This is a genomic window from Pseudomonas sp. H3(2019) (assembly GCF_007713465.1).
Classification (GTDB): domain Bacteria; phylum Pseudomonadota; class Gammaproteobacteria; order Pseudomonadales; family Pseudomonadaceae; genus Aquipseudomonas.
In genome coordinates, this window is sequence record NZ_VMSG01000012.1 from 53,871 (window position 1) to 78,972 (window position 25,102).

The 25,102-nt window shown below is 61.3% G+C and carries 25 protein-coding genes; 10 read left to right on the plus strand and 15 right to left on the minus strand.

The window, feature by feature from the left end; translation table 11 throughout:
• Positions 1–18: 18 nt before the first annotated feature.
• The 7 genes from FPT12_RS13865 to FPT12_RS13895 all read left to right on the plus strand — a co-directional run bounded on the left by FPT12_RS13865 (position 19) and on the right by FPT12_RS13895 (position 6,732).
• Complete coding sequence (locus tag FPT12_RS13865; RefSeq protein ID WP_145016758.1) at positions 19–1,044, plus strand: ABC transporter substrate-binding protein; 1,026 nt, start codon at positions 19–21, stop codon at positions 1,042–1,044.
• A complete protein-coding gene (locus FPT12_RS13870; RefSeq protein WP_178098752.1) occupies positions 1,041–1,985 on the plus strand; it encodes an ABC transporter permease in 945 nt (314 codons plus the stop codon). The genes FPT12_RS13865 and FPT12_RS13870 overlap by 4 nt, the downstream gene beginning before the upstream one ends.
• Positions 1,986–1,991: 6 nt before the next feature.
• Positions 1,992–2,801, plus strand: a complete 810-nt coding sequence (locus FPT12_RS13875) for an ABC transporter permease (protein WP_024264991.1) — start codon at positions 1,992–1,994, stop codon at positions 2,799–2,801.
• Between the two features lie 17 nt (positions 2,802–2,818).
• Complete coding sequence (locus FPT12_RS13880; RefSeq protein WP_145016760.1) at positions 2,819–3,973, plus strand: ABC transporter ATP-binding protein; 1,155 nt, start codon at positions 2,819–2,821, stop codon at positions 3,971–3,973.
• Positions 3,974–4,071: 98 nt separating this feature from the next.
• The gene (locus tag FPT12_RS13885) at positions 4,072–4,557 is read left to right on the plus strand and encodes a flavin reductase family protein (RefSeq protein WP_145016761.1); all 486 of its coding nucleotides are present in this window, start codon (positions 4,072–4,074) and stop codon (positions 4,555–4,557) included.
• 36 nt (positions 4,558–4,593) lie between these two features.
• A complete protein-coding gene (locus FPT12_RS13890) occupies positions 4,594–5,637 on the plus strand; it encodes an LLM class flavin-dependent oxidoreductase (RefSeq protein ID WP_145016762.1) in 1,044 nt (347 codons plus the stop codon).
• A 177-nt stretch (positions 5,638–5,814) separates the two neighbouring features.
• Entirely contained in the window at positions 5,815–6,732 is a 918-nt protein-coding gene (locus FPT12_RS13895; protein WP_145016763.1) for a LysR substrate-binding domain-containing protein, read from the plus strand.
• 39 nt (positions 6,733–6,771) lie between these two features.
• Here FPT12_RS13895 and madM read toward each other — a convergent pair whose 3' ends face one another.
• From madM to mdcA, 9 genes are all read right to left on the minus strand, one after another.
• Positions 6,772–7,536 (minus strand): malonate transporter subunit MadM, encoded by a 765-nt coding sequence (gene madM, locus FPT12_RS13900; RefSeq protein WP_019690474.1) that lies wholly within the window; start codon positions 7,534–7,536, stop codon positions 6,772–6,774.
• Between the two features lies 1 nt (position 7,537).
• Positions 7,538–7,954, minus strand: coding sequence for a malonate transporter subunit MadL (madL, locus tag FPT12_RS13905; RefSeq protein ID WP_054597422.1), 417 nt, complete (start codon positions 7,952–7,954; stop codon positions 7,538–7,540).
• 64 nt (positions 7,955–8,018) lie between these two features.
• A complete protein-coding gene (gene mdcH / locus FPT12_RS13910) occupies positions 8,019–8,942 on the minus strand; it encodes a malonate decarboxylase subunit epsilon (RefSeq protein ID WP_145016764.1) in 924 nt (307 codons plus the stop codon).
• Complete coding sequence (locus tag FPT12_RS13915; protein WP_145016765.1) at positions 8,939–9,559, minus strand: malonate decarboxylase holo-ACP synthase; 621 nt, start codon at positions 9,557–9,559, stop codon at positions 8,939–8,941. Before FPT12_RS13915 ends, mdcH begins: the two co-directional genes overlap by 4 nt.
• Positions 9,553–10,356 carry a biotin-independent malonate decarboxylase subunit gamma gene (gene mdcE, locus FPT12_RS13920; protein ID WP_145016766.1) on the minus strand — a complete coding sequence of 268 codons (804 nt, stop codon included), beginning with the start codon at positions 10,354–10,356 and terminating at the stop codon, positions 9,553–9,555. The genes FPT12_RS13915 and mdcE overlap by 7 nt, the downstream gene beginning before the upstream one ends.
• A complete protein-coding gene (locus tag FPT12_RS13925; RefSeq protein ID WP_145016767.1) occupies positions 10,353–11,204 on the minus strand; it encodes a biotin-independent malonate decarboxylase subunit beta in 852 nt (283 codons plus the stop codon). The genes mdcE and FPT12_RS13925 overlap by 4 nt, the downstream gene beginning before the upstream one ends.
• Positions 11,197–11,496 (minus strand): malonate decarboxylase subunit delta, encoded by a 300-nt coding sequence (locus tag FPT12_RS13930; RefSeq protein WP_145016768.1) that lies wholly within the window; start codon positions 11,494–11,496, stop codon positions 11,197–11,199. The genes FPT12_RS13925 and FPT12_RS13930 overlap by 8 nt, the downstream gene beginning before the upstream one ends.
• Complete coding sequence (locus tag FPT12_RS13935; protein ID WP_145016769.1) at positions 11,496–12,371, minus strand: triphosphoribosyl-dephospho-CoA synthase; 876 nt, start codon at positions 12,369–12,371, stop codon at positions 11,496–11,498. The genes FPT12_RS13930 and FPT12_RS13935 overlap by 1 nt, the downstream gene beginning before the upstream one ends.
• Positions 12,371–14,041, minus strand: coding sequence for a malonate decarboxylase subunit alpha (gene mdcA, locus FPT12_RS13940; RefSeq protein WP_145016770.1), 1,671 nt, complete (start codon positions 14,039–14,041; stop codon positions 12,371–12,373). Before mdcA ends, FPT12_RS13935 begins: the two co-directional genes overlap by 1 nt.
• 342 nt (positions 14,042–14,383) lie before the next feature.
• Between mdcA and FPT12_RS13945 the strand changes: the two genes are divergently transcribed.
• Positions 14,384–14,575: a hypothetical protein gene (locus FPT12_RS13945; RefSeq protein ID WP_123581643.1), complete on the plus strand. Its 192-nt coding sequence runs from the start codon at positions 14,384–14,386 to the stop codon at positions 14,573–14,575.
• 70 nt (positions 14,576–14,645) lie between these two features.
• Here the strand turns inward: FPT12_RS13945 and FPT12_RS13950 are convergent, their stop codons facing one another.
• The 6 genes from FPT12_RS13950 to FPT12_RS13975 form a co-directional block, all read right to left on the minus strand.
• Entirely contained in the window at positions 14,646–14,999 is a 354-nt protein-coding gene (locus tag FPT12_RS13950) for a DUF1428 domain-containing protein (RefSeq protein WP_054597451.1), read from the minus strand.
• A gap of 110 nt (positions 15,000–15,109) precedes the next feature.
• Positions 15,110–16,402 (minus strand): HAMP domain-containing sensor histidine kinase, encoded by a 1,293-nt coding sequence (locus tag FPT12_RS13955; RefSeq protein ID WP_145016771.1) that lies wholly within the window; start codon positions 16,400–16,402, stop codon positions 15,110–15,112.
• A gap of 26 nt (positions 16,403–16,428) precedes the next feature.
• Positions 16,429–19,506, minus strand: coding sequence for an efflux RND transporter permease subunit (locus FPT12_RS13960; protein WP_145016772.1), 3,078 nt, complete (start codon positions 19,504–19,506; stop codon positions 16,429–16,431).
• Positions 19,503–20,696 carry an efflux RND transporter periplasmic adaptor subunit gene (locus FPT12_RS13965; protein WP_145016773.1) on the minus strand — a complete coding sequence of 398 codons (1,194 nt, stop codon included), beginning with the start codon at positions 20,694–20,696 and terminating at the stop codon, positions 19,503–19,505. Before FPT12_RS13965 ends, FPT12_RS13960 begins: the two co-directional genes overlap by 4 nt.
• The gene (locus FPT12_RS13970; protein ID WP_256676748.1) at positions 20,693–22,093 is read right to left on the minus strand and encodes an efflux transporter outer membrane subunit; all 1,401 of its coding nucleotides are present in this window, start codon (positions 22,091–22,093) and stop codon (positions 20,693–20,695) included. Before FPT12_RS13970 ends, FPT12_RS13965 begins: the two co-directional genes overlap by 4 nt.
• Positions 22,094–22,197: 104 nt before the next feature.
• A complete protein-coding gene (locus tag FPT12_RS13975; RefSeq protein ID WP_145016774.1) occupies positions 22,198–22,887 on the minus strand; it encodes a response regulator transcription factor in 690 nt (229 codons plus the stop codon).
• A gap of 119 nt (positions 22,888–23,006) precedes the next feature.
• Between FPT12_RS13975 and FPT12_RS13980 the strand changes: the two genes are divergently transcribed.
• On the plus strand, positions 23,007–23,699 hold the full coding sequence (locus FPT12_RS13980) for a response regulator transcription factor (RefSeq protein ID WP_145016775.1): 693 nt from the start codon (positions 23,007–23,009) through the stop codon (positions 23,697–23,699).
• Entirely contained in the window at positions 23,677–25,050 is a 1,374-nt protein-coding gene (locus FPT12_RS13985; protein WP_145016776.1) for a sensor histidine kinase KdpD, read from the plus strand. Before FPT12_RS13980 ends, FPT12_RS13985 begins: the two co-directional genes overlap by 23 nt.
• Positions 25,051–25,102 lie beyond the last annotated feature (52 nt).

The window sequence follows — 25,102 nt, forward strand, 5'->3', positions numbered from 1 at the left end:
AACAATGAGGGCGTGAAAATGGTGTTGAACAAATCTGCAACCGCAATACTTTTTGCGGGACTGCTTAGCGTGACCAGCCAGGCGTTGATGGCGGCTGAAAGCGTCAACTTCGTCAGTTGGGGCGGTAGCACCCAGGATGCGCAGAAGCAGGCCTGGGCCGATCCGTTCAGCAAGGCCAGCGGCATCACCGTGGTCCAGGATGGCCCTACCGACTACGGCAAACTCAAAGCCATGGTCGAAAGCGGCAACGTGCAATGGGACGTGGTCGATGTCGAAGCCGACTTCGCCTTGCGCGCAGCCTCCGAAGGCTTGCTCGAACCCCTCGATTTCTCGGTCATCCAGCGCAATAAAATCGATCCGCGGTTTGTCTCCGATTACGGCGTCGGCTCGTTCTTCTTCTCCTTCGTCCTCGGCTACAACGAGAGCAAGCTCGGCGCCAGTAAACCTCAGGACTGGTCCGCACTGTTCGACACCAAGACCTATCCTGGCAAACGCGCCCTCTACAAATGGCCGAGCCCAGGCGTGCTGGAACTGGCCCTGCTGGCCGATGGTGTAGCCGCCGACAAGCTGTATCCGCTGGATCTGGATCGCGCCTTCAAGAAACTCGACACCATCAAGAAAGATATTGTCTGGTGGGGCGGCGGTGCTCAATCGCAACAACTGCTGGCCTCTGGCGAAGCGAGCATGGGGCAGTTCTGGAACGGCCGGATCCATGCCCTGCAAGAAGATGGCGCACCGGTAGGCGTGAGCTGGAAACAGAACCTGGTCATGGCCGACATTCTGGTGGTGCCTAAAGGTACGAAAAACAAGGCAGCGGCCATGAAGTTCCTAGCCACCGCCAGCGGCGCCAAAGGCCAGGCCGACTTCTCCAACCTGACCGCCTACGCGCCGGTCAACGTCGACAGCGTGGCGCGCCTGGATTCGGTGCTGGCCCCTAACCTGCCGACTGCCTACGCTAAGGATCAGATCACTCTTGATTTCGCGTACTGGGCCAAGAACGGTCCGGCCATCGCGACACGGTGGAACGAATGGCTGGTCAAATGAAAATGACGGCCACTGCGTCCCGTCACTCCATTGCGACCGGGGGCGTCCCTGACGCCGCCGGCTCGTCCCCTGGCAAGGCGGCTGTGATGAAGCAATCCCCGTCACTGGCACAACGCTGGCGTGGCGCGAGCAATCTGCTCCCCGCCCTGCTGTTCCTCGGCCTGTTCTTTCTGGCGCCGTTGATCGGCCTGTTGTTGCGTGGCGTGCTGGAGCCGACCCCAGGCCTGGGTAACTACGAGCAACTGTTCGCCAACTCAGCGTATGCACGGGTGTTGCTCAATACCTTCTCGGTGGCTGGACTGGTGACCCTGTTCAGCCTGCTGCTGGGCTTTCCTTTGGCCTGGGCGATCACGCTGGTGCCCCGTGGCTGGGGTCGCTGGATCCTGAACATCGTGCTGCTGTCGATGTGGACCAGCCTCCTGGCACGGACCTACTCCTGGCTCGTGCTGTTGCAAGCGTCCGGGGTGATCAACAAGGCGTTGATGGCAATGGGCATCATCGATCAACCACTGGAGATGGTGCATAACCTGACCGGCGTGGTGATCGGCATGAGCTACATCATGATCCCGTTCATCGTGCTGCCGTTGCAGGCGACCATGCAGGCCATTGACCCGATGATCCTGCAGGCCGGCTCGATCTGCGGTGCCAGCCCCTGGACCAACTTCTTCCGGGTGTTCCTGCCGCTGTGCCGGCCGGGGCTGTTCTCCGGAGGTCTGATGGTGTTCGTGATGTCCCTCGGGTACTACGTCACCCCGGCGCTGCTGGGTGGTGCGCAAAACATGATGCTGCCGGAATTCATCATTCAGCAGGTGCAGTCGTTCCTCAACTGGGGCCTGGCCAGTGCCGGCGCCGCCTTGCTGATCGTGATCACGCTGGTGTTGTTCTACTTCTACCTGAAGCTCCAGCCGGAATCTCCGGTCGGTGCCAGCAACGCGAGGTAAGCCGTCATGCTCCTGACCCCCAATGCCATGAGCCGACGCATGCGTTTCGGCCTGTATTTCACCACTGGGCTGATCGCGCTGTTTCTGCTGTTGCCGATCGTGTTCATCGTGCTGCTGTCCTTCGGCTCCTCCCAGTGGCTGGTCTTCCCGCCGCCGGGCTGGACGCTGAAATGGTACGGCCAGTTCTTCTCCAACGCCGACTGGATGAACGCGGCCCTGGCCAGCCTCAAGGTCGCGGTACTGACCACGATCTGCGCCGTTGCCCTGGGCTTGCCGACCGCGTTTGCGCTGGTGCGCGGTCGCTTCCCGGGACGGGAAATGCTCTACGGTCTGTTCACCCTGCCGATGATCGTGCCGCTGGTGATCATCGCAGTGGCGGTGTATGCGCTGTTCCTCAAGCTCGGTTACACCGGGACGATGTTCGCCTTCGTGGTCAGCCACGTGATCGTCGCGTTGCCGTTCACCATCATCTCGATCATCAACTCGCTGAAGCTGTTCGATCAGTCGATCGAGGATGCCGCGGTGATCTGCGGTGCCTCGCGCCTGCAGGCGGTGTTCAAGGTGACTTTTCCGGCGATTCGTCCGGGCATGGTGGCCGGTGCGCTGTTCGCCTTCCTGGTTTCCTGGGATGAAGTGGTGTTGAGCGTGATGATGGCCAGCCCGACCCTGCAAACCCTTCCCGTGAAAATGTGGACCACCCTGCGCCAGGACCTGACGCCTGTGATCGCCGTCGCCTCGACGCTGCTGATCGGCCTCTCGGTATTGGTCATGGTCATCGCCACCGCCGTTCGCCGGCGCAATGAAATCAGCGCCTGAGCGCCCAGGAGTACGACATGAGTGCCGTGATCAAAGATTCCTCGCAGCAGAACGACAAACCGCTGGTCAGCCTGCGCAACCTTAACAAGCACTACGGCGACTTCGCGGCCGTGGACAACATCTCGCTGGACATCAAGGACGGTGAATTCCTGACTTTCCTCGGCTCCAGTGGCTCCGGTAAAAGTACCACCCTGTCGATGCTCGCCGGTTTCGAAACCCCGAGCAGCGGCGAGATCCTGGTCAATGGACAGTCGCTGGTCAACGTGCCGCCGCACAAGCGCGACATCGGCATGGTGTTCCAGCGCTACTCGCTATTCCCGCACCTGTCAGTGCGCGACAACATCGGCTTCCCCCTGGCCATCCGCAAACTGGCCGCCAGCGAACGCGAACGGCGCGTCGATGCGATGCTCAAACTGGTGCAACTCGAACAGTTTGCCCACCGCCGCCCTTCGCAACTCTCCGGCGGCCAGCAGCAACGGGTCGCCATCGCTCGGGCGCTGGTCTATGAACCGCGCATCTTGCTGATGGATGAGCCTTTGGGGGCGCTGGACAAAAAACTGCGGGAAGACCTTCAGGATGAACTGCGCCAACTGCATCGGCGTCTGGGTATCACCATCGTCTACGTGACCCACGACCAGGAAGAAGCCATGCGTTTGTCCCAACGCATTGCGATCTTCAGCCACGGCAAGATCGTCGGTCTGGGCAGCGGCTACGACCTCTATCAGAACCCGCCGAATGCGTTTGTCGCGTCGTTCCTCGGCAACTCCAACTTCCTCAAGCTCAAGGCCCAGGGTAACGCGGCCGCGAGTTTCGAGGGCCAGTCGCTGTCGATCCGCCTGACCGCCGGGCTGAAACCCGATCAGGATGTTCTGCTGATGGTGCGTCCGGAAAAGGCCCAGGCATTGAGCGTCCAGCAAGCCACTCAGGAACCCTTGGCAGCAGGCTGGAACGAAGTCTCGGCGACAGTCGGCGAAGTGCTGTTCCTCGGTGAAAGCCAGACCTGCACTGTGATGACCTCGGGCGGTACGTCGATGACCGTCAAGGCGCTCTCTGCCGCCGGTATGCCACTCAAGACCGGCGACCCGGTGCGCGTGCGTTGGGCCACAGCGGATGCTTGCGTGTATACCGAATGGACCGAAAGCGACCTGAACAAAGCCGCTGGCGCCCACTGATCCGGCCTCACAAAAAGCGCTTGCAAACGATGTATTACGGTATACCATCAGACCAATACAAACATAAAAACCGTCATACAACACCAGAGGACCGCCCAATGATCGATGTCGCCATCTACAAACAAGTCATGGGATCGTTTCCGTCCGGGGTGACCGTGATCACCACGCTGGATGACGATGGGCAGATCGTTGGCCTCACCGCCAGCGCGTTCAGCTCGCTGTCCATGGACCCGGCCCTGGTGCTGTTCTGCCCCAACTACAGCTCAGACTCCTACCCGGTACTGATCAAGAACAAGCGCTTCGCCATCCACGTACTTTCCGGCAGCCAGCAAAACGAGGCCTATGCCTTCGCCCGTAAAGGCAAGGACAAGGCGCAAGGAATCGAATGGACGTTGAGCGCGCTGGGCAACCCGCTGCTGAGCAACGCCACGGCGATCATCGAATGCGAGCTGTGGCGCGAATATGAAGGTGGCGATCACGCGATCATGGTCGGCGCGGTGAAAAACCTGATCGTGCCGCACCACACGGCTGGCCCGCTGGTGTACTGCCACGGCAAGATGGGCGCGCTGCCCGTCCTCGCCTGAACTGACAGCCAATAACAAAGATTCGAGGTAAGCGTCATGAAATTTTCCCTGTTCGTGCACATGGAACGTTGGGACGAGAACATCAGCCATCGGCAGCTGTTCGAGGACCTGAGCGAACTGACCCTGATGGCCGAGGCCGGTGGCTTCAGCACCGTGTGGATCGGCGAACACCACGCCATGGAATACACCATCTCGCCCAGCCCGATGCCGCTGCTGGCCTACCTGGCGGCCAAGACCACGACCATTCACCTTGGCGCCGGTACCATCATCGCGCCGTTCTGGCATCCGTTGCGGGTTGCTGGCGAATGCGCGCTACTGGACGTGATCAGTAACGGTCGCATGGAAGTCGGGCTGGCCCGTGGCGCCTATCAGGTGGAGTTCGACCGCATGGCCGGTGGCATGCCCGCCTCGTCGGGCGGTCAAGCGCTGCGGGAAATGGTCCCGGTGGTTCGCGCACTGTGGCAAGGCGACTATGCCCATGACGGCGACATCTGGAAATTCCCGACCTCCACCAGTGTGCCCAAGCCGATTCAAAAGCCTAACCCGCCGATGTGGATCGCCGCCCGCGACCCGGATTCGCACAATTTCGCGGTAGCCAACGGCTGCAATGTCATGGTCACGCCGCTGATGAAGGGCGACGAAGAAGTCCTCGATCTGAAGAACAAATTCCAGGCCGCCCTGGATAACAATCCGGACGTACCGCGCCCGCAATTGATGGTGCTGCGTCACACGCACGTCCACGCGGTCGATGATCCTGAGGGCTGGAAAATCGGCGCCAAGGCGATCTCGAAGTTCTACCGTACGTTCGATGCCTGGTTCGGCAACAAGGAAGTGCCCGTCAACGGTTTCCTGGCGCCGAGCCCGGAAGAAAAATTCGCCGGACGCCCGGAGTTCGAGCTGGAAAACATCCGCAAGAACACCATGATCGGCACTCCGGAAGAGGTCATCGCCCGCATCAAGTATTACCAGGAACTGGGCGTCGACGAGTTCAGCTTCTGGTGCGACAACAGCCTGCCCCACGCGGAGAAGAAAAAATCCCTGGAGCTGTTTATCAAACAGGTCGTACCAGCGTTTCGCTGAGATCTCATCGCGCCTGCTCACCGCGTGACGGGCGCCACGCCTCAACAGACGCCAGCAACGGCGTCTTCCTCAGCGACGGTTGACGCCCCTGCGAGTTAACAAAGGCGAACGCAATCGCACATCAGACAACACAACAACGCATGGGCATAATCAACGGACTGAAAAAGAGTGATGGCCATGCTGATCGACGAAGAACTGACCCTGAAAAAGCTGGAAGTGTTCCTGGCGTTCATGCGCACCGGCAACCTGGCCCGTGCGGCGGTCGAACTGCAGACCAGCAACGTCAGCGTGCACCGGGCCATTCACTCGCTGGAAAGCGCGCTGCGCTGTCCGCTGTTCAAGCATGAAGGGCGTAACCTCACGCCTCTGGAAAGCGCCTATGTACTCGAAGAGCGGGCGCAGAAGCTGATTCAGGATGTGCTCGAAAGCGTGCGCCTGACCCGCGAAGCCGCGGGATTCTCGGCTGAGCGCTTCAAGCTCGGCTCGCTGTATTCGCTGACGGTCAAGACAGTACCGCAGCTGATCATGGGCCTGAAGATACGCCGTAGCGAACTCAATATCGACCTGATCCTCGGTTCGAATATCGACCTGCTATACAAGCTCAAGAACATGGAAGTCGACGCGATCCTGGTGTCGCTGGACGACAGCGTCAACGACCCGGACTGCGAGCAGATCCCACTGTTTTCCGACGACATATTCCTTGCCACTCCGGCCGATTCACCGTTTGCCCAACGCGCCGAAGTCGATCTCGCCGAGGTGCGTAACGAGACCTTCATTACCCTGACCCAGGGCTTCGCCACGCACCAGGACGGTATTCGGGTGTTCAAACAGGCGGGGTTCGAGCCCAAGGTGGCGATGCAGGTCAACGACATCTTTACCCTGCTGAGCATGGTCAGCTCCGGGGTCGGTTATGCGCTGCTGCCAGGGCGGATTGCGGCGGTCTACGAGAACCGGGTGAAGCTAATCCCGTTGCAGGAACGCTATCGGTTACAGCAGCACATTGGGGTGGTGTTTCTGAAGGCCAAGGAGCGCGACCCGAACCTGCTGGCCTTGTTGGCGGAGTGTCGGATGTATGCCAATCGGCATGCCACCTGATGATCGTTCCCACGCGTGGGAACGATCTGAGTGCTGAACCTAGCCGACAATCCCGCGAACGATGAAGTACAGCAACGACGGCCCCAGCAGGCAGCCCAACCCGGTATGAAACGTCGCCGTCAGCGCTCCATAAGGCACCAACCGCCGATCCGTCGCCGCCAGGCCAGCCGTCACACCGCTGACGGTGCCCGCCAACCCACCGAAGACCATCGCCGAACGCGGGTTATCAAGCCCCATCCAGCGCGCAGCCATCGGCGTGCCGACCATCACCAGAATGGCCTTGATCAAGCCGGTGGCAATCGACAGCGCGACCACGTCGGAACTGGCACCAATCGCCGCGCCCGTCACCGGGCCAACGATGTAGGTCACCGCACCGGCGCCAATGGTGGTCATGCTCACCGCATCGCGATAGCCGAACATCCAGGCGATGCTGGCCCCGACAATAAACGGCAGCACCGTGCCGAGCAGCAGCGCGAGCGCGCCGATCAAGCCGGCCTTGCGTGCTTCGGTGGCCTGTACTTCGAAGGCCGTGGCGACAATCGCAAAGTCCCGCAGCATGGCGCCGCCCATCAAGCCGATGCCGGAAAACACCGCGACGTCCGCCAGGCCTTTCTGCCCACCGGTGAGCGTGCCGCCGACCCAGGCCAGCACCAGGCCGATGACGATGGCAATCGCCGAGCCGTGAATCCGTCCGAACGTCAGGCGTTTGGAGAGCACGACGGAGATCCACATGATCACCCCGACGAATGCGAACGCGGTGACCAGATCGTTATGTTTCAGACCCGCTTCCATGAGATTCCACATATCAACGACCTCCTGCTGGAGCCGTGATCGAGACACTGTCGACCGGCTCGTCCGGCAACGGCTCGCCTTTGTGGGTCCGGCTGATCAGGGCGATAGTGCAACCACAGATCACCACCGAACCGATGGCCGCCAACACCGCCACCGGGCCGCCGTGCAAGGCGGCGACGACGTTCTGCTGCGCGGCCATGGCCACCACCACCGGAATGTACATGGCGCCCCAGAAGCCGACACCCAACTCGCAATCCTTGGTCATGCCGCCGCGCTTGTGCATCCACAGTTTCGCGAAAATCAGCAGGATCATCGCAATACCGACCCCGCCGACGTTGGACTTGACGCCCAGCAACACGCCGAGCATGTCACCCATGATCACCCCTGCCAGCGTACAGATCGCCAACAGCGCCACACCGTAAATAATCATTGTTGTTATCCTCAAAGTGCATCGTCGAAGTTATTGTTTTTGTCCTTCGCAGCGTGAGCGGTGTCTAGGGTTGGCGACTTCCCTCCTCACGCAGCAGCGCTTGCAACGTGTCCAGGCGCGCACCATCGAAGGCGATCACCGTGCCCTGTTCAAACACCCGACGCGCCAGTGCGGTCAGCACCGCGCCGGGCGGCAGTTCGATGTGCAGCCGCACGCCACGCTCGTAAGCGCTTTGTACGGTGCCGCGCCAGTCCACGAGCCGGCACATGTTGAAAGCCAGGTCCTCGCGCAACGCCTCGACCGAACGGATCGGCCGGGCGCGGCTGCCACTTAGGTAGCCCACTGTCGGTACTTGCAACGACACCTTGGCAAACGCCTCGGCCAGCACCTGCGCGGGTTCATCGAGCAGCGGGCAATGCGACGGCACGCTGACCGCCAACCGTTTGGCCAATCCTGCGCCACACCCTCGGGCCAACTCGGCGACAGCTTTCATCGCCGAGTCGCTGCCGGCAATAACCACCTGGTTATCAGCATTGATGTTGGCCAGGTAAACCGGCGTTTCAATGCTGTGAACCCGTGACAGCAAGCCTTCCACGGTCGCGAGGTCCAGACCGATGATCGCGGTCATGCCGTAGCCCTGCGGCCAGGCCTGTTGCATCAGCTCTCCCCGCAGGCTGACCAGATGCAGCGCATCGCTGAAACGCAACGCACCCGCCACCACCGCCGCCGGGTACGCGCCGATGGACAACCCGGCCACGTAATCCGCTGTACATCCCCGCTGCAACAACAAACGCGCTGCAGCAACACCTGCGATCAGCAGGCACAACTGAACGGCACGGGTCGACTTCAGCGCCTGGGCGGAATCGAGTAACAGAACATCCTCCCCCAGCACCTCGCTCGCCTCGATCACAGTCGCCTCGGGCAGTGAACGATGGAGCATGCCCGGCTGCTGCGCGCCCTGACCGGGAAACACCAACAGGCTGCTCACGCTGGTTGCTCCTGTGGATACCAAGGATCGGTCACCAGCCGTGCTTCGTGGGCGTTTTTGAGCAACACCCGCTGTGCCGGACCGGCCCATTCGCGCAAGGCAACCGCGCCCAGTGGCGTTTGCAATTGCATGTCCACCGGGCACGCAGCGGCGTCCAGCCATGTCAGCAGTTCCTGTGCCTGAACCCGGTCCAACGGTTGTTGCGTGCGCAGGATCAAGTCGAGATCGCTGCGCTCATGCAAGGCCGTCACACCACTGGCCAACTCAAACCCGGCGCTGCCGCTGACGCCCCAGACCCAACCGCAGGCATCGAGCATCGGTCGCAGTTGCGCCAGGGCCTGCAAGGCCGGCAGGTCGCGATCAGCCTCGACATGACAAAGGTCTTCCGGTCGAATCCGGTGCCGGATCGCCTCGACCGCCATCCATGTGGCATAACGTTGCTCGCGCAACGCTCCACGCACACCTACCGCAATCTGATCGGCGGCACTCAAGGCGCGTCGAACCACGACTGGCTGACCCTTGCGTGTCACCTCGACGGCCCAGCGCGGTGCGTCCGCTGGCAACTGCTCCGGGGTCAGGCCCCAGAGCAGGTCATGGGCCAGAAACGCGTTCACCATTGCTCACGCAGCAGTTGGCGAACCTTGCTCGACGCCGCACGATTGGCCGCCCCCAGACGCGAGCTCAAATCAGCCCCGGTGCTTTCAACGTCGCCAATGGCCTGGCGTAAACAGTCGCTGACCCGAGCCAGATCGCCCGCGGTCGGCTGCTCGATCTGCTCCACCGTCAGGGTTTCCCAAAGCAGGCCGAGGCTGGCATAGCTGTCGATGTCATAGGCCATCGGCGGTACGCTGGCGGCCAGCACTTCGAGCTCTTCAACGCTACGCAGGGTGACCCGCGCAGCCGAGACCTTGCCCATGGCGTGAACCATCACCCCCGGGTCACGCAAGGCAATCAGCCGGTTGGCCTGATAACCGTGGGCCAGAAACGCCCCGGACATCGCCTTGCCCACCAGCAAACCGATCACCGCATGCCCCGCCAGTCGTGCGCGGGCATAACTGTCCGCAGCAGCGGCCAGCGCCTGATGGATGCCCAAGGCTTCTTCGCGACGACCGTAGGCCTGGCTCGGCACATCGACGATGGCGATCAATGCGCTTTTTTGCGGTTTGGCGCGATCGACTTCAATGACTTCATCCACCGCTTTGGCCAGACCCCAGCCCTCCAACAAACCGACCTCGCCGTTACGGGCGCGGACAAAGCGGTTCTGCGGATCGGCCACCACGGCGATAAACCGTACCGGCAGCTCGCCCAACACGCCGTCGGCGACTTTCAACGAAGCGGGCAATCCGTCGACGACGGTGGAGTCGGCGCTCAGGGCGTCAAACCAGTGCAAACCTCTCAGGGAATAACCGCTCATGAGTGCGCTCCTTGGTACAGATCGCGAACCGTCGCCGGTTCGATTTGTGGCAGCGCATCCAGACGCGCGAGGTGTTGCAGGAACCGATCCGCCTGGCGACTGCGCTGTTCAGCGGGTAGCCCCTGCTGCAACAACTCGCTGACCTGTTGCTGGATCTGCGCCACGTCATCGGCCACATACCGATCCACCAGCCCGCTGGCGAACCGTTGCTCGCCGCCGGTCAGACTCCAGATGAACGGACGGTCCCGCGAGTCGTACTCCTCGATCCCGGCTTCCTGCTCGATCACCTGCGGGCCATTGAGGCCGAGCCGCGCCTCGCGGGTCACCAGCAGATAGCTGCACAATCCAGCGGCAATCGACATACCGCCAAAACAACCGACACTGCCGGCCACCACACCGACCACGGGCTGGTATTGGCGCAGATCGACAATCGCCGCGTGAATATCGGCAATCGCCGCCAGCCCGAGGTTGGCTTCCTGCAAACGCACGCCGCCGGTTTCCAGCAACAGCACGGCGCGGGTGGCGATACCGTTGCGGTTGTCCTCGGCCGCCAGTTCCAGCGCGCCGGCAATTTTTGCCCCGCCGACCTCACCCAGGCTGCCGCCCTGAAAGGCGCCTTCGATGGCGGCGATCACCACCGGCAAACCGCCAATGCTGCCCTTGGCGATGACCACACCGTCATCGGCTTGCGGCACTACGCCCTGACGCGACAGCCATGGCGACATCACGCGCTGGAACGGGTCGAGCAATTCACGAAAGGTCCCGTTGTCGAGCAAGGCCTTGGCACGTTGCCGGGCACCGAGTTCGACGAAGCTGTGTTTGTTGAGCAGCGCTGCGTTGTCACTCATGGCCGATCTCCTCGAAGCCTTGTTCCAGACGCAAGCGCACCACGCCTGGCGTGGCCCCGAAATCATGAATATCGATGGTCATCGCTGGCGGTGTCTGGCCGTCAAACATCCGTGCGAACACATGCTGCCAGCGCTGTTGGCTGCCATTGACCGAGGTCTGCACCTGGATCGTCAGCATGCCGGCCTGTCCCGGTTCGAGCAGCACTTCGAGATCGCCCGAGCCGACACAGCCGACCAGCGCCCTGCCCCGCGCCGGCTGCCCGGCGGGGAATTCAAAGGATAAGGTTTCCATCAGAAAGCTCCCTGGATGACGCCGTCGCAAGAGGAGATGCGGTCGATAAACAGACAGGCTGCGAGCAAATCCGCAGCGCCGCCGGGCGAGGCATTCAACGCGATTAATTGTTGATCCAGCTCATGCAACCGGCGACGACCGGCCAGGCTGGCACTGCCGCCCGCCTCCAGTACCGACCGGGCACCAAGTTGCATCGTTTGCAGACCTTGCTCGCCTGCGCGGTAAAGCACGCAGGTATCGGCGAGCGTGCTCATGATTGCCAGCAAGGCATCGAGCCGCGCGTTCTGTTCACCGCTGCCCGCCGCGCGGCTGCGTTGGAGTTGCGGCAGGCCGAATTGCATCACTGCCGGAAAACCCAGTTGTGCCTCTTCCCGAGCGCCTCGCGCCCCGTAACGTTGTGCCACTTGGGCGCCGTGGCTGAGCGGCCGCGGCGCATGGCGATCCTCGAGTAAGGCCAGACGCGCGGCGCGCACAGTGACCGCGCTGGCGCCACTGGATTCAGGTTCCAGCGCGGTAGCGGCGACCAACAGGCCCAAGGCCCAGATCGCTCCGCGATGGGTGTTCACGCCATCGGTGGTGGCCAGCATCGTTTGTTCACCGTCGCGACCGATTTGCCCGAGGGCCTCGCGCAGCGGCAGACCGACTTCGCCAAACGCGATGGCCACTTCAGCCATGTCCTTGAAGGCCGGCCACAGCGACAGCGCCGAGGCGTGCATCAGCCCCAGGTGCAAATCGCTGTGGGCACCGCTGCCGCGACGGTCTACCAGCGCCGGTTTGGGCGACAGGTCGGCTTCGTCGATCAATGCGTCTACCGCCAGGTCCGCCAGCCGTTCGGCCAGGGTCAGGCGCTTGGGTTGCAGATTAAGTGCGTGCATTACCAACTCCTGAACTTGGCGGGCGGGTTGTACAAGCCACCCGACCACTCCACCAGATCGGCGACGCTTTTCGCCGCCAGCAGTTCGCGGGTGGCATCGGTGCGGCGGATGCCGAGGTCTTCGGGCAACGCAATCAACCCTTCGCGACGCATGCGCGCGGTGTCTTTGGGGTTGTGTCGCAAGCCGATGGCGGTGACGCCGGCCACGGCCGCGATCATTGCCTGGCGTTCTTCCAGGGAGCGCGCCTTGTACAAATAGGCGATGCCTTCTTCGGTAAGCAGGTGAGTGACGTCGTCGCCGTAGATCATGATCGGCGCCAGCGGCATGCCGCTTTTCTTCGCCACTTCAACCGCATCGAGGGTTTCAACGAAGGTCGGTTTACCGCCCTCCTGGAAGGTCTCGACCATTTGCACCACGAGTTTTTTGCCGCGCTCGATCAAGGCTTCGGGGGCATCGTCATGGCGCATGTCGAGCCAGGCCGGAGTGCCGTGGCGGCGACCACGCGGGTCGTGGCCCATGTTCGGTGCACCGCCGAAACCGGCCAGGCGTCCACGGGTCACGGTGGAAGAATGGCCGTCGCCGTCCACCTGCAAGGTTGCGCCAATAAACAGGTCCACCGCGTACTGCCCGGCCAGTTGGCAGAACATTCGATTGGAACGCAGGGAGCCGTCGCGGCCGGTGAAAAACACGTCCGGGCGCGCGGCGATGTAGTTCTCCATGCCCAGTTCGGTGCCGAAGCAATGCACACTTTCGACCCAGCCACTTTCGATGGCCGGAATCAGCGTCGGATGGGGATTGAGGGTCCAGTTGCGGCAAATCTTGCCTTTGAGCCCAAGCGATTCGCCGTAGGTCGGCAAGATCAATTCGATGGCGGCGGTGTTGAAACCGATACCGTGGTTGAGCGACTGAACGTTGTGTTTTTCATAGATCCCACGGATCGCCATCATCGCCATCAGCACATGCACCGGCTTGATGTGCCGGGGGTCGCGGGTGAACAACGGTTCGATGTAGAACGGTTTGTCGGCCACCACCACGAAATCCACCCAGGACCCGGGAATGTCCACGCGGGGCAACTCGCTGACGTCGTCCACCAACTGGTTGACCTGGACGATCACAATGCCGTCGCTGAAGGCTGCCGGTTCGATCAGCGCCGGAGTGTCCTCGGTGCTCGGCCCGGTGTAGATATTGCCGGCACGGTCGGCCATGAAACCGGCCGAGAGCACCACGTTGGGAATCAGGTCCACTACCAGTCGGGCGTAGAGTTCGATGTAGGTGTGGATCGCGCCGATTTCCAGCAGACCCTCTTCAAGCAACTGGCTGATACGCAAACTCTGGGTGCCGGCAAAGGAGAAATCGAGCTTGCGCGCGATGCCTCGTTCGAACAGGTCCAGGTGCTCCGAGCGGCCGACACTGGGCATGATCATGTGCAGGTCATGCAGCCTGGCCGGATCGGCCTTGGCCAGGGATCGGGAAAGAAAGTCCGCCTGTTTCTGGTTGTTGCCCTCCAGCACCACGCGGTCACCAGGCAGGATCAATGCCTCCAGCGCCGCAACGATCTTATCGGTGGGCAACACCACGCCATCGGCAAGACCCCGCACCTGCTCCAGGCGGCGCTGTTTTTCACTGCGCCGCCGCGTCCAGCGCGAGTCGGGGGATATTGTTGTTGTCATGCTCACTCCACGGGTTCGCTTTCGTGGAGTTACCTTAGGAGCTAACGGAGGGCGGCATCAATCAAGATGAGCGGCGAACTGTTACGCTCAGGTTAATGTTTGCCTCGCATTCATTGGACGCTCTGTCTGTTCTATTTCTTCAGCCGTGCTTCAATCGCAGAATTCGCGTCCCAGCTCCGTCGTCAGCCACTGGATAAACCACTCCACATCCGCCGACAGTTAAACCGTTTTAATCTGACGAACGTGGGCCGGCATTAATCTGCCGGCCCACTCGACACGCATTTCTGGCACCTCCAGTCATCCACGTTATAGTTGAAGGGACCCAAACCACGTGGAGGGGGTATGCGCCAGATTGTCAGCAAGGAACCATGGTGGGCTGCGCCGCCGAAGCCCGGGCAAGATGAGTCCGAGCTGGAATGGGGGTGGCTGGTCACCTACAACGAGGGCGAGCCGCGTTTCGAGTTTGTGAAAGAGCGCCCGACGGATAACGAAATCCGCAACCGCAAGAGCTGCCGAATCACCCTTCCGGAATAACCGGCGCGCTATCCGGGGCGGGCCTGCATCCTTTTCAGGCCCGTCTGAGATCCGGATGACGCGATATACTTCACACGTTAACGATCATCTCGAATCCGCCGAAGATCATCCGCTGACCATCGAAAGGCATTGAGTTGTCCAGGGATTGAAGCCTGGGGTCGTCCATGAACTTCTTCATACCGGTGTCGCGCGTTTGACGGTCCGGCCAGATGATCCACGAAAACACCACGGTCTCGTCTTCCTTGAGTTTTACCGCCATCGGGAACGAGGTCAGTTTGCCTTGAGGCACATCGTCACCCCAGCATTCGGTCACGCTCAGTGCGCCGTTTTCCTTGAAAATACCGGCCATGAACTCGGCGTGCTGCTTGAATTTATCGCGGTTGGCGGTGGGTACGGCTGCAACAAAGCCATCGACATAGGACATGATCACTCTCCTCTTTGAAATGCGTCATCGATTTACCGGTTAGTCGATCTGCAAGAGCGCAAATCGACCGGCCTGTCAGGCGAACCGACCAACGGACATTTCCGCGCTGGCTAGAGCAGAAGTTGCTTCTGACGCTCTGCCAGGTCCACGGCGAAATGGCAGCCGTGGGGTTCGCGGGTGGTGAGCTCCACTCGCCAGTTCTGGTTGGTGCAAATCCGCTGAACCAGCGACAGCCCCAATCCCAACCCTTCGCCTCGGTGCTCGTCGCCCCTGACAAAGGGCTGGAACATCGCATGGCGTTTTTCTTCCGGAATGCCGATGCCGCTGTCTTCCACACTGAAGCCATGGTCACGCAGGGTCAGGCGAATAAAGCCATGATCAGTATAGTGCCAGGCGTTGCGCAGCAGGTTGCCCATCACCGATTGCAGGAATGTCAGGTTGTAGCAGGTGTTTGAGGTCTGCTCGTCGAGGTAGATGAACTTCAGGCCTTTTTCCCGGATCAGCCTGCCCCAAATCTCGGCCAACGCATCGGCGACCTCTTTCAAGGAGGCGTTGCCACCGTTACCGGAGTCGTTGTCCCGGTCACGCGCCAGCATCAGGAACGTGTCGACCAGCTGTCGCATTTCATCGCTGGCCCTGGCAATACGGCTGACCTGGGCCATCGAGCGCTGATCCAGGGCACGATTGCTCAACAACAGCTCACATGAACTGGCGAGCACCATCAACGGCGTTCGCAATTCGTGGCTGACATCGCTGGTGAAGAGTTTTTCCCGGCCCAGCGCCTCTCGCAGTCGGCCCAGGGTTTGATCAAAGGACATCGCCAGCTCGCCGACCTCGTCGACGGCATACTCGGGCGCCAGCGGTGGCGCGAGTTCCAGTAGCTGATCGCGGTGACGCACCTGACGCGCCAAACGGATCACAGGGGCCATGACGCGTCGGGCCAGCAGCCACCCCAACAGAATTGCCAGCAGGATGCTCAACACGAACCCGACAATCACCACCGCGTACAGCACGCGTTCGCGTTGTTCATGGCTTCGCTGATCTTTCAGCAGGACGTATTGGCGACCCTCGACCACCTTCACCATCGCGTAGTAGTCCTCACCGCCAAAGACGATTTCCTGAGCCCCCGGCTGCAGCGCCTTGAGCTGTTCGTCAGGGGCCATTTCACCGAGCCCGCCCTCAAAGAAAAACAGTTCGTCTTTTTCCGGCCGATGGGTCCAGTCATCGGTGTTGTCCATCAGCAGCAGGCGTTGCAGCCCACCGCTCAGGCTGGTGGTGGTGAGCTTTCTTTCAACGATATGCACGGTCGCGACAATGCCCACCGCAAAGACCCCTGCGACAAACGCAGTCATCAGTGCGAAAACAATCACAATCCTTTTTGCCAGGCTTTGCTTGGAATCCATGTCTTTCCAGTGTTTGAACGCCGACGTCACACCTTGATGTCCTGCGCGACGAGTTTTTGGCTACGACGCCGACGCTCAAACCAAAGGTAGACGACCGGGGTGGTGTACAACGTCAGGACCTGCGAGACCGCCAGGCCGCCGACAATAGCAATGCCCAATGGCTGACGAAGCTCCGAGCCGGCACCGTGGCCGAACGCCAATGGCACCGCGCCGAGCAATGCCGCCAGCGAGGTCATCAGGATCGGTCGCAGCCGCAACAGGCACCCTTCGCGCACGGCGTCTCGGGCAGACAGGCCACGTTGCTGGGCCGACAGCGTGAAGTCAACGATCATGATCGCGTTCTTCTTGACGATACCGATCAGCAAAATAATGCCGATCATCCCAAGGACCGACAGGTCCTGTCCACAGAGCATCAATGCCAGCAGCGCACCGAACCCGGCGGACGGCAGCGTCGAAATGATCGTCAACGGGTGAATCGCATTCTCGTACAGCACGCCCAGCACGATGTAGACGGTCAGAATGGCCGCCAGAATCAGCCAGGGTTGTGATTTCAACGAGTCCTGAAATGCCTGGGCGGTGCCCTGGAAACTGCCGACGACAGAATCGGGCATCGCCACCGCCAAAGACGCCTGGTTGATCGCGCTGACCGCATCGCTCAGGGCTTGGCCGGGGGCCAGGTCAAACGACAGGGTAATGGCCGGAAATACCCCTTGGTGGTTGATGATGATCGGCACCTGCTCGGTCTTGATGCTCGCCAACAGATTCAATGGCACCAGGGTTCCGGAGCTTGCGCGTACGTATAAGTGTTCCAGCGTGGCGGTGGACGTCTGCCAGTGCGGGTCCAGTTCGAGAACCACATGGTTCTGGTCGAGCTGGGTGAACATCGTCGCGACCTGACGCTGCCCGAAGGCGTCGTACAGCACGTCGTCGATGGCCTGCACCGTCACGCCCAGACGCGCAGCCGTGGCACGGTCGATCACCAGGGTTGCCTGAGTAATCGCCTGTTGCTGGTCAGAAGTGACGTGTTGCAGTTGCGGCAAGGTCTTGAGTTTTTCCAGCAACACCCCGCTCCAGTGATCCAGCTCTGCGCTGTCCGGGTCCTGAAGGGTGTACTGGTATTGGGTTTTACTCGCGCGGCCACCGATCTGGATGTCCTGGTTAGCCTGCAAGTAGACCTTGACCCCGGACAACTGATCGAGGGCCGGTTGCAAACGGCGGATCACCTCTTGGGCACTGTCGGTACGCTCGCTGAACGGCTTGAGGTTGATCATCACTTTGCCCTGGCTAACCGTCGGGTTCGGGCCGATCCAGAAATATACCTTGGCCACCGCCGGGTCATGACCGACGACTTCGGCGACACGGTTGACCTGTTCACGCATGGCCATCGGCGAGATATCGGCAGCGGCTTCGGCGACACCCTGGATCAGGCCGTTGTCCTGCTGTGGGAAGAAACCCTTGGGAATGCTCACGTACAACACCGCGGTCGCCAGCAATGTGGCCAGCGCCACGCCGAGGGTAAGACGCTGATGGTCGAGGACCCAGTCGAGGCTGCGGCGATAGCCGTTGTGCAAACCGGTGAACGCCCGTTCACAGGCCTGGGCGAAACGCCCCTCTTCACTCTCGGCGTGCGGTTTGAGCAGCCAGGCACAGAGCATCGGGGTGATCGTCAGCGAGACGATGCAGGACATGATGATCGCCACGCTGACCGTCACCGCGAACTCGCGCATCAAGCGCCCGACGATCCCCGACATCAACAGAATCGGCAAGAACACCGCGATCAGCGACACCGTCATCGAGACAATGGTGAACGCCACTTCGCGCAAGCCATCGACCGCCGATTGCAGGCGCGACTTGCCCATCTCCAGATGGCGCACGATGTTTTCCATCACCACGATGGCATCGTCCACCACAAAGCCAACCGCAATGGCCAGGCCCATGATCGACAGGTTGTCGAGGCTGTAGCCGAGCAAATACATCACGCCGAAGGTCGACACCAGCGACAGCGGAATGGTCAGGCTGGGAATCAGTGTGGCGGTGGCCTTGCGCAGGAACACGAAGATCACCACGACCACCAGGGCAATCGACAGCAGCAAGGTGAACTGCATGTCGTTGACCGAGGCTTCGATGGTCTGGGTACGGTCGCCGACCACCTGAACCTGCACGTCGCGAGGCAGCGACGCCGTCAATTCGGGCAACTTGGCCTTGATCGTGGCGATGGTCGACAGCAGGTTGAAACCCGGTTGTTTGTGAATGTCGACAATCACTGTCGGCTCGCCGCCCAACTGTGCGGCTTGCTGGGTATCTTCGGCACCGGCGATTACCCGGCCAAGGTCACCGAGTTTGATCGGCATGCCGTTTTTATAGGCAATCACCTGATCCCGATAATGCTGCGGGTCGAGCATCTGGTCGGTCGCGCCGAGCGTGACCGAACGGGTCTGCCCGTCAAGGGTGCCCTTGGGCTGATCGACGGTACTGACGCCGATCACGCTGCGCACGTCTTCCAGGCTCAGGCCTCGTGCGGCCAGCGCATCCGGGTCGATCTGAATCCGCACCGCCGGTTTTTGCTCACCGTGGAAATCCACCAGGCCGACGCCGGGCATCTGCGACAAACGCTGGGCAATGTAGTTGTCTGCGTAACGGTCGAGTTCCGGCAGCGTACGCGTCGGTGAGGTCACGGCCAGCGACAACACCGTCCCTTCCGCCGGGTTGACCTTGTTGAAGGTCGGCGTACTGGTCATGGTCTTCGGCAGGTTCGGGGTCGCGGTGTTGATCGCGGTCTGCACATCCTGCGCCGCGCCGTCGATGTTCCGTGACAGGTCGAACTGCAGCACAACCTGGGTCTTGCCGGCCGCGCTCGAGGAGGTCATCGAGGTGACTTGCGGAACGGCGGCAAAGGCTCTTTCCAGTGGTGTCGCGACCGACGATGCCATGGTCTCGGCGCTGGCCCCGGAGAGTTTGGCAGTGACCTGAATGGTCGGGAAATCCACCGTAGGCAGTGGTGCTACCGGCAACTGGAAGTACGCGAAAGCGCCCAGCAACATAACCCCAAGCGCCAACAGGCTAAGGCCGACGCGTCGTTGAATCAGTCCGGCGAGCCCTTTCATCGTGCGCTCTCCACCGGTGTGGCGGACACCAGCGCAGCGGCCTCGTCAGCTTTGATCGGCGCGACTTTGACGCCCGGCGCAATGCGTGACTGGCCTTGCACGACGACCGTTTCTCCGGCGGCCAGACCCTGACGAATCCACTGCTTGCCATCGACCACGGCGGCGGCATCGACCTGACGCGGCTGCACCCGTTGGTCAGCCCCGACCACATAGACAAAATTGCCCTGCCGGCCGAACTGCACGGCATTGGCCGGCACCACCGTGACGTCCTGGCGGGTGCTGACCAGCAAGCGCGCGCTGACCAATTCGCCAGGCCACAACTGGTTGGTGTTGTTGTCGAACTCGGCCTTCAACTGGATCTGACCGCTGGCCGCAGCGACCTGACTGTCAATGAAGCTCAGACGGCCGCGAGCGATTTCCTGATGGCCATCGCGGGTCATGGCGACCACTTGCAAGGCGCCCTTGGCGTTTTCTTCAAGGATCTGCGGGAGTTCGTCCTGGGAGACGGCGAAGGCCACCGAGATCGGGTTCATCTGGGTAATGGTCACCAGCCCCGTGGCTTCGGCACCATGGGCGATGGCGCCGACGTCCAGCAAACGCTGGCCGGTACGCCCGGTCAGCGGTGCCTTGACCTGAGTGAACTCCAGTTGCAGGCGTGCGGTGTCCAATGCTGCCTGGTCGGCCTGCACCGTGGCCTGTTGCGCTGCCAGTTCGGCGCGGTAGGTGTCGACATCCTGAGTCGGCCCGGCCTTGGCGGCCGCCAGTTTGCTGGCCCGGTCCAGGCTCACCCGCAGGTTGGCCAGTTGCGCCTGATCCTTGGCCACCAGCGCTTGCGCCTGAGCCACCTGAGCCTGGTAAACCCGTGGATCGATCACCGCCAGCAGACTGCCGGAGCTTACGGTCTGGCCTTCCTTGAACAGGACTTTCTGCAACTCGCCATCCACCCGGACCCGCACATTGACGCTGTTGAGCGGCTGGACGTTGCCAATCGCACTGAGCCAGATCGGCAGGTCCTGTTGGCTGACTTGCGTCAGTTGCACCGGCACCGCGGTTGCCTCGGTTTTAGCCGGTGCCGCCTGAGCCCGCTTGACCCACTGAAATCCACCTGCACCTGCGCCCAACAGGAGAATCAGTAGCGCCCAGGAGAGTGCTCGATGGCGAGGGTTCGCAACGCGTGGCTTAGCATTCATAGGTGTGACGCCTGAGAAGGAGAAAGGGATGCGATGGCGTCGGGCGTGAAATCGCCACCCAGCGCCCGAAACAGACCGACGGCGGCCTGCAGGTGTTGCAGGCGCACCTGCAACAGCGTGTCTTCGGCCTGATACTGGGTGCGCTCGACAATCAGCAAGGTCTGGAAGTCGGTGGAACCCAGTCGATAACGCACCTGTGCCAACCTGGCGGCCTCGCGGGCGGAGTCCACCGCGGCCTGATTCAGGGCGTAGCTTTTATCCAGTTCGCGGGTGGCGCTCAGTTGGGTCTCGACGTCTTGCAGCGCCTCGATCACTGACTCGCGGTAGCTGGCGGTCAGTTCCTGTGCATGCGCCTGATCGAAGTGCAATTGACCTTTGAGCTGGCCGCCAGTGAACACCGGTTGGGCCAATGTGCCAATCACACTCCAGATAGTGCCGCCGACAATGGTGTCGATGCCGCCGATCAGGTCCAGCGACAGATTCGGCAAGAACGCCGCACGGGCGACCCCGACATCGAAGTTGGCCGAGACCAGTCGCGCTTCAGCCGCTTGCACATCGGGCCGCTGACGCAGCAGGCCGATCGGCAATCCAGCGGCCGGCCGCGGCATCTGCAAACCCTCAAGACCGGAGCTTTTCAGCTGAAAACCTTGCGGTGTCTCGCCCACCAGTACCGCCAATTGGTAGAGCGCCAGATCGCGTTGCTGACGCAATGGTGGCATCGCCGCCTGGAAGGTTTGCAGGGCGTTGCGTTGCTGCGCCACTTCAAGATTGGACACGGCGCCCTGGCTGGCCTGGACTTCGACCAGATCGAGCACCTGCTTGGCGTCGTCGGCAATCGACTGGGCCAGGCGCAGCCGTTCTTCCAGCGACAAGACCTGGAAGTAGCTGTCGGCGATGCTCGCCCCCAGGCTCATGCGCAGGGTTTGTGCGTCGAACACGCTGGCATTGGCCAATGCATCGGCGGAGTCCGCGGCTGCGCGCTGTTTGCCCCAGAAATCCAGTTCGTAGGTTGCCTCGGCAAACACGCTGCTTTTCTTGGTGGTGCCGTAATTGTTCTGACGCTGGACATTGCCGCCCAGTGCCAGGGTCGGATATTGCCCGGCGCCGACGACCTGAGCCGAAGCGCGTGCCTCTTCGATGCGGCTGGCTGCGGCTTTAAGGGTGTAGTTGGCCGAGAGGCCGCGGGTGATCAGGTCATTCAGTTCAGCGCTGTGGAATTCGCTCCACCACTGCCCTCCCCGTGCGGCGGACGTTTGCTCGGCGCCATTCCAGTTTGCCGCCAGTGGCAACTCCGGTTGATGGTAAGCGGGCACCATCGAGCAGCCACCGAGCATCAATACGCCCAGCAGCACCGACATGGATAAAAAGTTACGCCTCGGCGAGGTTGCAACTGACATGGGTACGCGATCTCCGGCTGAAACGTTTGTGGAGCACGTCCACGAATGAGCCGAAGATAGCCAACTGCGCCTTGCAGAGCGTTCGCCTGCAGGTAAACTTTTTTTTAATCGGGCTCGCGACTGCCCTGAAAGCTGTAACCCGCGCCCGGGATGGTCTTGATCAGCGAGTACTCGAAACCTTCATCGAGTTTGCGCCGCAGACGATGGATATGTTTGTCGATGACATTGTCGTTGGGATCGAAGGTGTAATCCCAGGCGCTGTCGAGCAGCATGTCACGGGTGACCACCTGACCGCTGTGGCGCATGAGTTTTTCCAGCAGCAGCGCCTCACGCTGTTGCAAAACGATGCTGCGGCCCTGACGCACGGCCGTACGCGTCGCGCAGTCGAGTTCGAGTTCGCCGACTTCCAGCTTGCGCCCCGCCGCACTCGGTTGATCGGCGCCGCGCAACAAGGCGTCGAGGCGTGCGAGCACCTCGGCGAATGCATACGGTTTTGCCAGGTAATCGTCACAACCGGCTTGCAAGCCTTCGACCTTTTGCGCAGTGGTCGACTGAGCACTGAGCATCAGCACCGGGATACGCAAACCGCGACTGCGTATCGCCCTTACCAGCGCAATGCCGTCGAGCCCCGGCAGGCGCCGGTCGACAATCAACGCATCATGAATCCCTTCCAGGGCCATGGCCAGTCCATCATTGCCTTCTTCGGCGACATCCACCACGTGCCCGCTTTCCATCAGCCCACGCAACAGGTAGGTGGCGGTTTGGGCATCGTCTTCAACAACTAGAATGCGCAAGGAGCTTTCTCTCTTAACAGAAACCTAAACTTTTATTTATCCGGCGGCGACGTTGGCGTCTGCCTGGATTTGACACACTATGCCATCTCTAACCCGTTCAAGTGGCCGGTTCAACTCCCATGACCCACGTTCTGGTCGTCGAAGACGACAACTCCACCGCTCGCGAAATTGAAGCAGCCCTGCAGGACCACGGGTTTACCGTCACGTGCGTGGACAATGGCCGCGACGGCTTGCTCAAAGCCCTCAGCGAGCCCTTCGACCTGATCGTTCTCGACCGGATGCTGCCGGGCGGCATCGACGGGTTGGGCGTATTGACCGCCTTGCGAGCGGCGAGCGTGAGCACGCCGGTGTTGATCCTCAGCGCCCTGAGCGCGCTGGATGAGCGTGTTCGAGGCTTGCGCGCCGGTGGCGATGACTACCTGACCAAGCCTTTCGAATTCATCGAACTGACCGCACGGCTGGACGCCTTGAGCCGTCGCCGTGCCGAGCCCGCCACCCGCGAACCGGACAATCAACTGCGCGTCGGCAACCTGCACGTCGACCTGTTGCGCCGCAGTGTGCGCCGTGGCGATCGAATCATCGACCTGGTTCCGCGTGAATACGCGCTGCTGGAACACTTGATGCGCAACGCTGAACAGGTAGTCACACGCACCATGTTGTTTGAAGCCGTGTGGAATTACAGCTACGACGAGCGCACCAATGTCATCGAGGTGCATATCGGCCGCCTGCGTCGCAAGATCGACGCCGAAGGTGAACCGCAGATGATCCATACCATTCGGGGGGCCGGCTATGTTCTCCGTTCACCTGAGTGAGATTCCGCGCACCATCAGTTTTCGCACGGGCCTGATGTTCCTCGGGTTGTTCGGCTGCTCGTTTCTGGCGCTGTTCGGCTACATTTACTGGCAGACCGCGTTTTACCTGAAGACCGAGGCCGACACTGCGCTCTATCGTCAGGTAGAGAATCGCAGCCAACAAACCCCGCAACTGCGCGAAGAGGAAATCCGCAAGCACACCCTTTCGGACACCGAAGGCCGCCTGCCCCATAGTTTGTTCGATGAAAACGGCCAGTACATTGTCGGCGCCATTCATCAACTGCCGCCGTTCAGAAAATATGATCGCCCCGCCGAATTTGACTGGCAAAAAACCAATGATCGCTCCCGTCCGGTGCGGTTCATCGTTCATAAACTGGAAGACGGCAAAACCTTGCTGGTCGCCCAGGACATGCATGATATCGGCGAGTTCGACGAACTGTTGGTCCATGCGCTGGTTTCCGGTGGGGTCCTGCTGTTGGTGGTTGGCCTGTTAGGTGCGATCGGCCTCGGTTACTCGGCGCGGCGCCGACTCGACAAGTTGAGCGACTCGATCAAAGGCATCATCGAGGGCGACTTGAGCAGCCGCTTGCCCACCCTGGGCAACAACGATGACATCGACCGCCTCGCCCACGTCGTCAACAGCATGCTCGATGAACTGGAACGCTTGATGAGCGAGGTCAAGGGCGTCTGCGACGACATCGCCCACGACCTGCGCACGCCCCTGACCCGGCTGATTGCGGGCCTTGAGCGCGCACAACGGCGGGGGCTGCGCGAGGACGAATATGCCGCCAGCATTGATTCGGCCCTGAGCGAGGCCAAGGGCCTGCTGATGACGTTCCGTGCCTTGCTGCGCATTTCCGAAATTGAAGACAGCGCACGACGCAGCCACTTTGCGCCGGTCGATCTGAACCTGATCGGCGCCGATGCCACCGAACTCTATGAACCACTGGCCGAGGAACACGGCATCAGCCTGGCGTTCCATGCCGGCGCGCAACCAACGCTGATCGCTGGCGATGCGCAACTGCTGTTCGATGCCTGCTGCAACCTGCTGGATAACGCGATCAAGTTCTCTCCCGACCATAGCAGCGTCAGTCTCAGCGTCATCAGCGACGCAACGGGCATCGGTATTCGGGTCATCGATAACGGTCCGGGCATTCCGGAAGCCGAGCGCGAGGCGGTATTTCGCCGGCTCTACCGTTCAGAACTGAGCCGTCACACACCCGGCAATGGGTTGGGCTTGAGCATGGTGTCAGCGGTGGCACGGTTGCACGACATGAAGCTTGCGGTCTACGACGCGGCCCCGGGGTGCCGAATCGATCTGCTGGGAAAACAGCCTCACGAAACGGCTTGAAACAATCGGCTTTGGGCGGCTTTTATCGCCTTCCCGACGACCCCGTACGGGG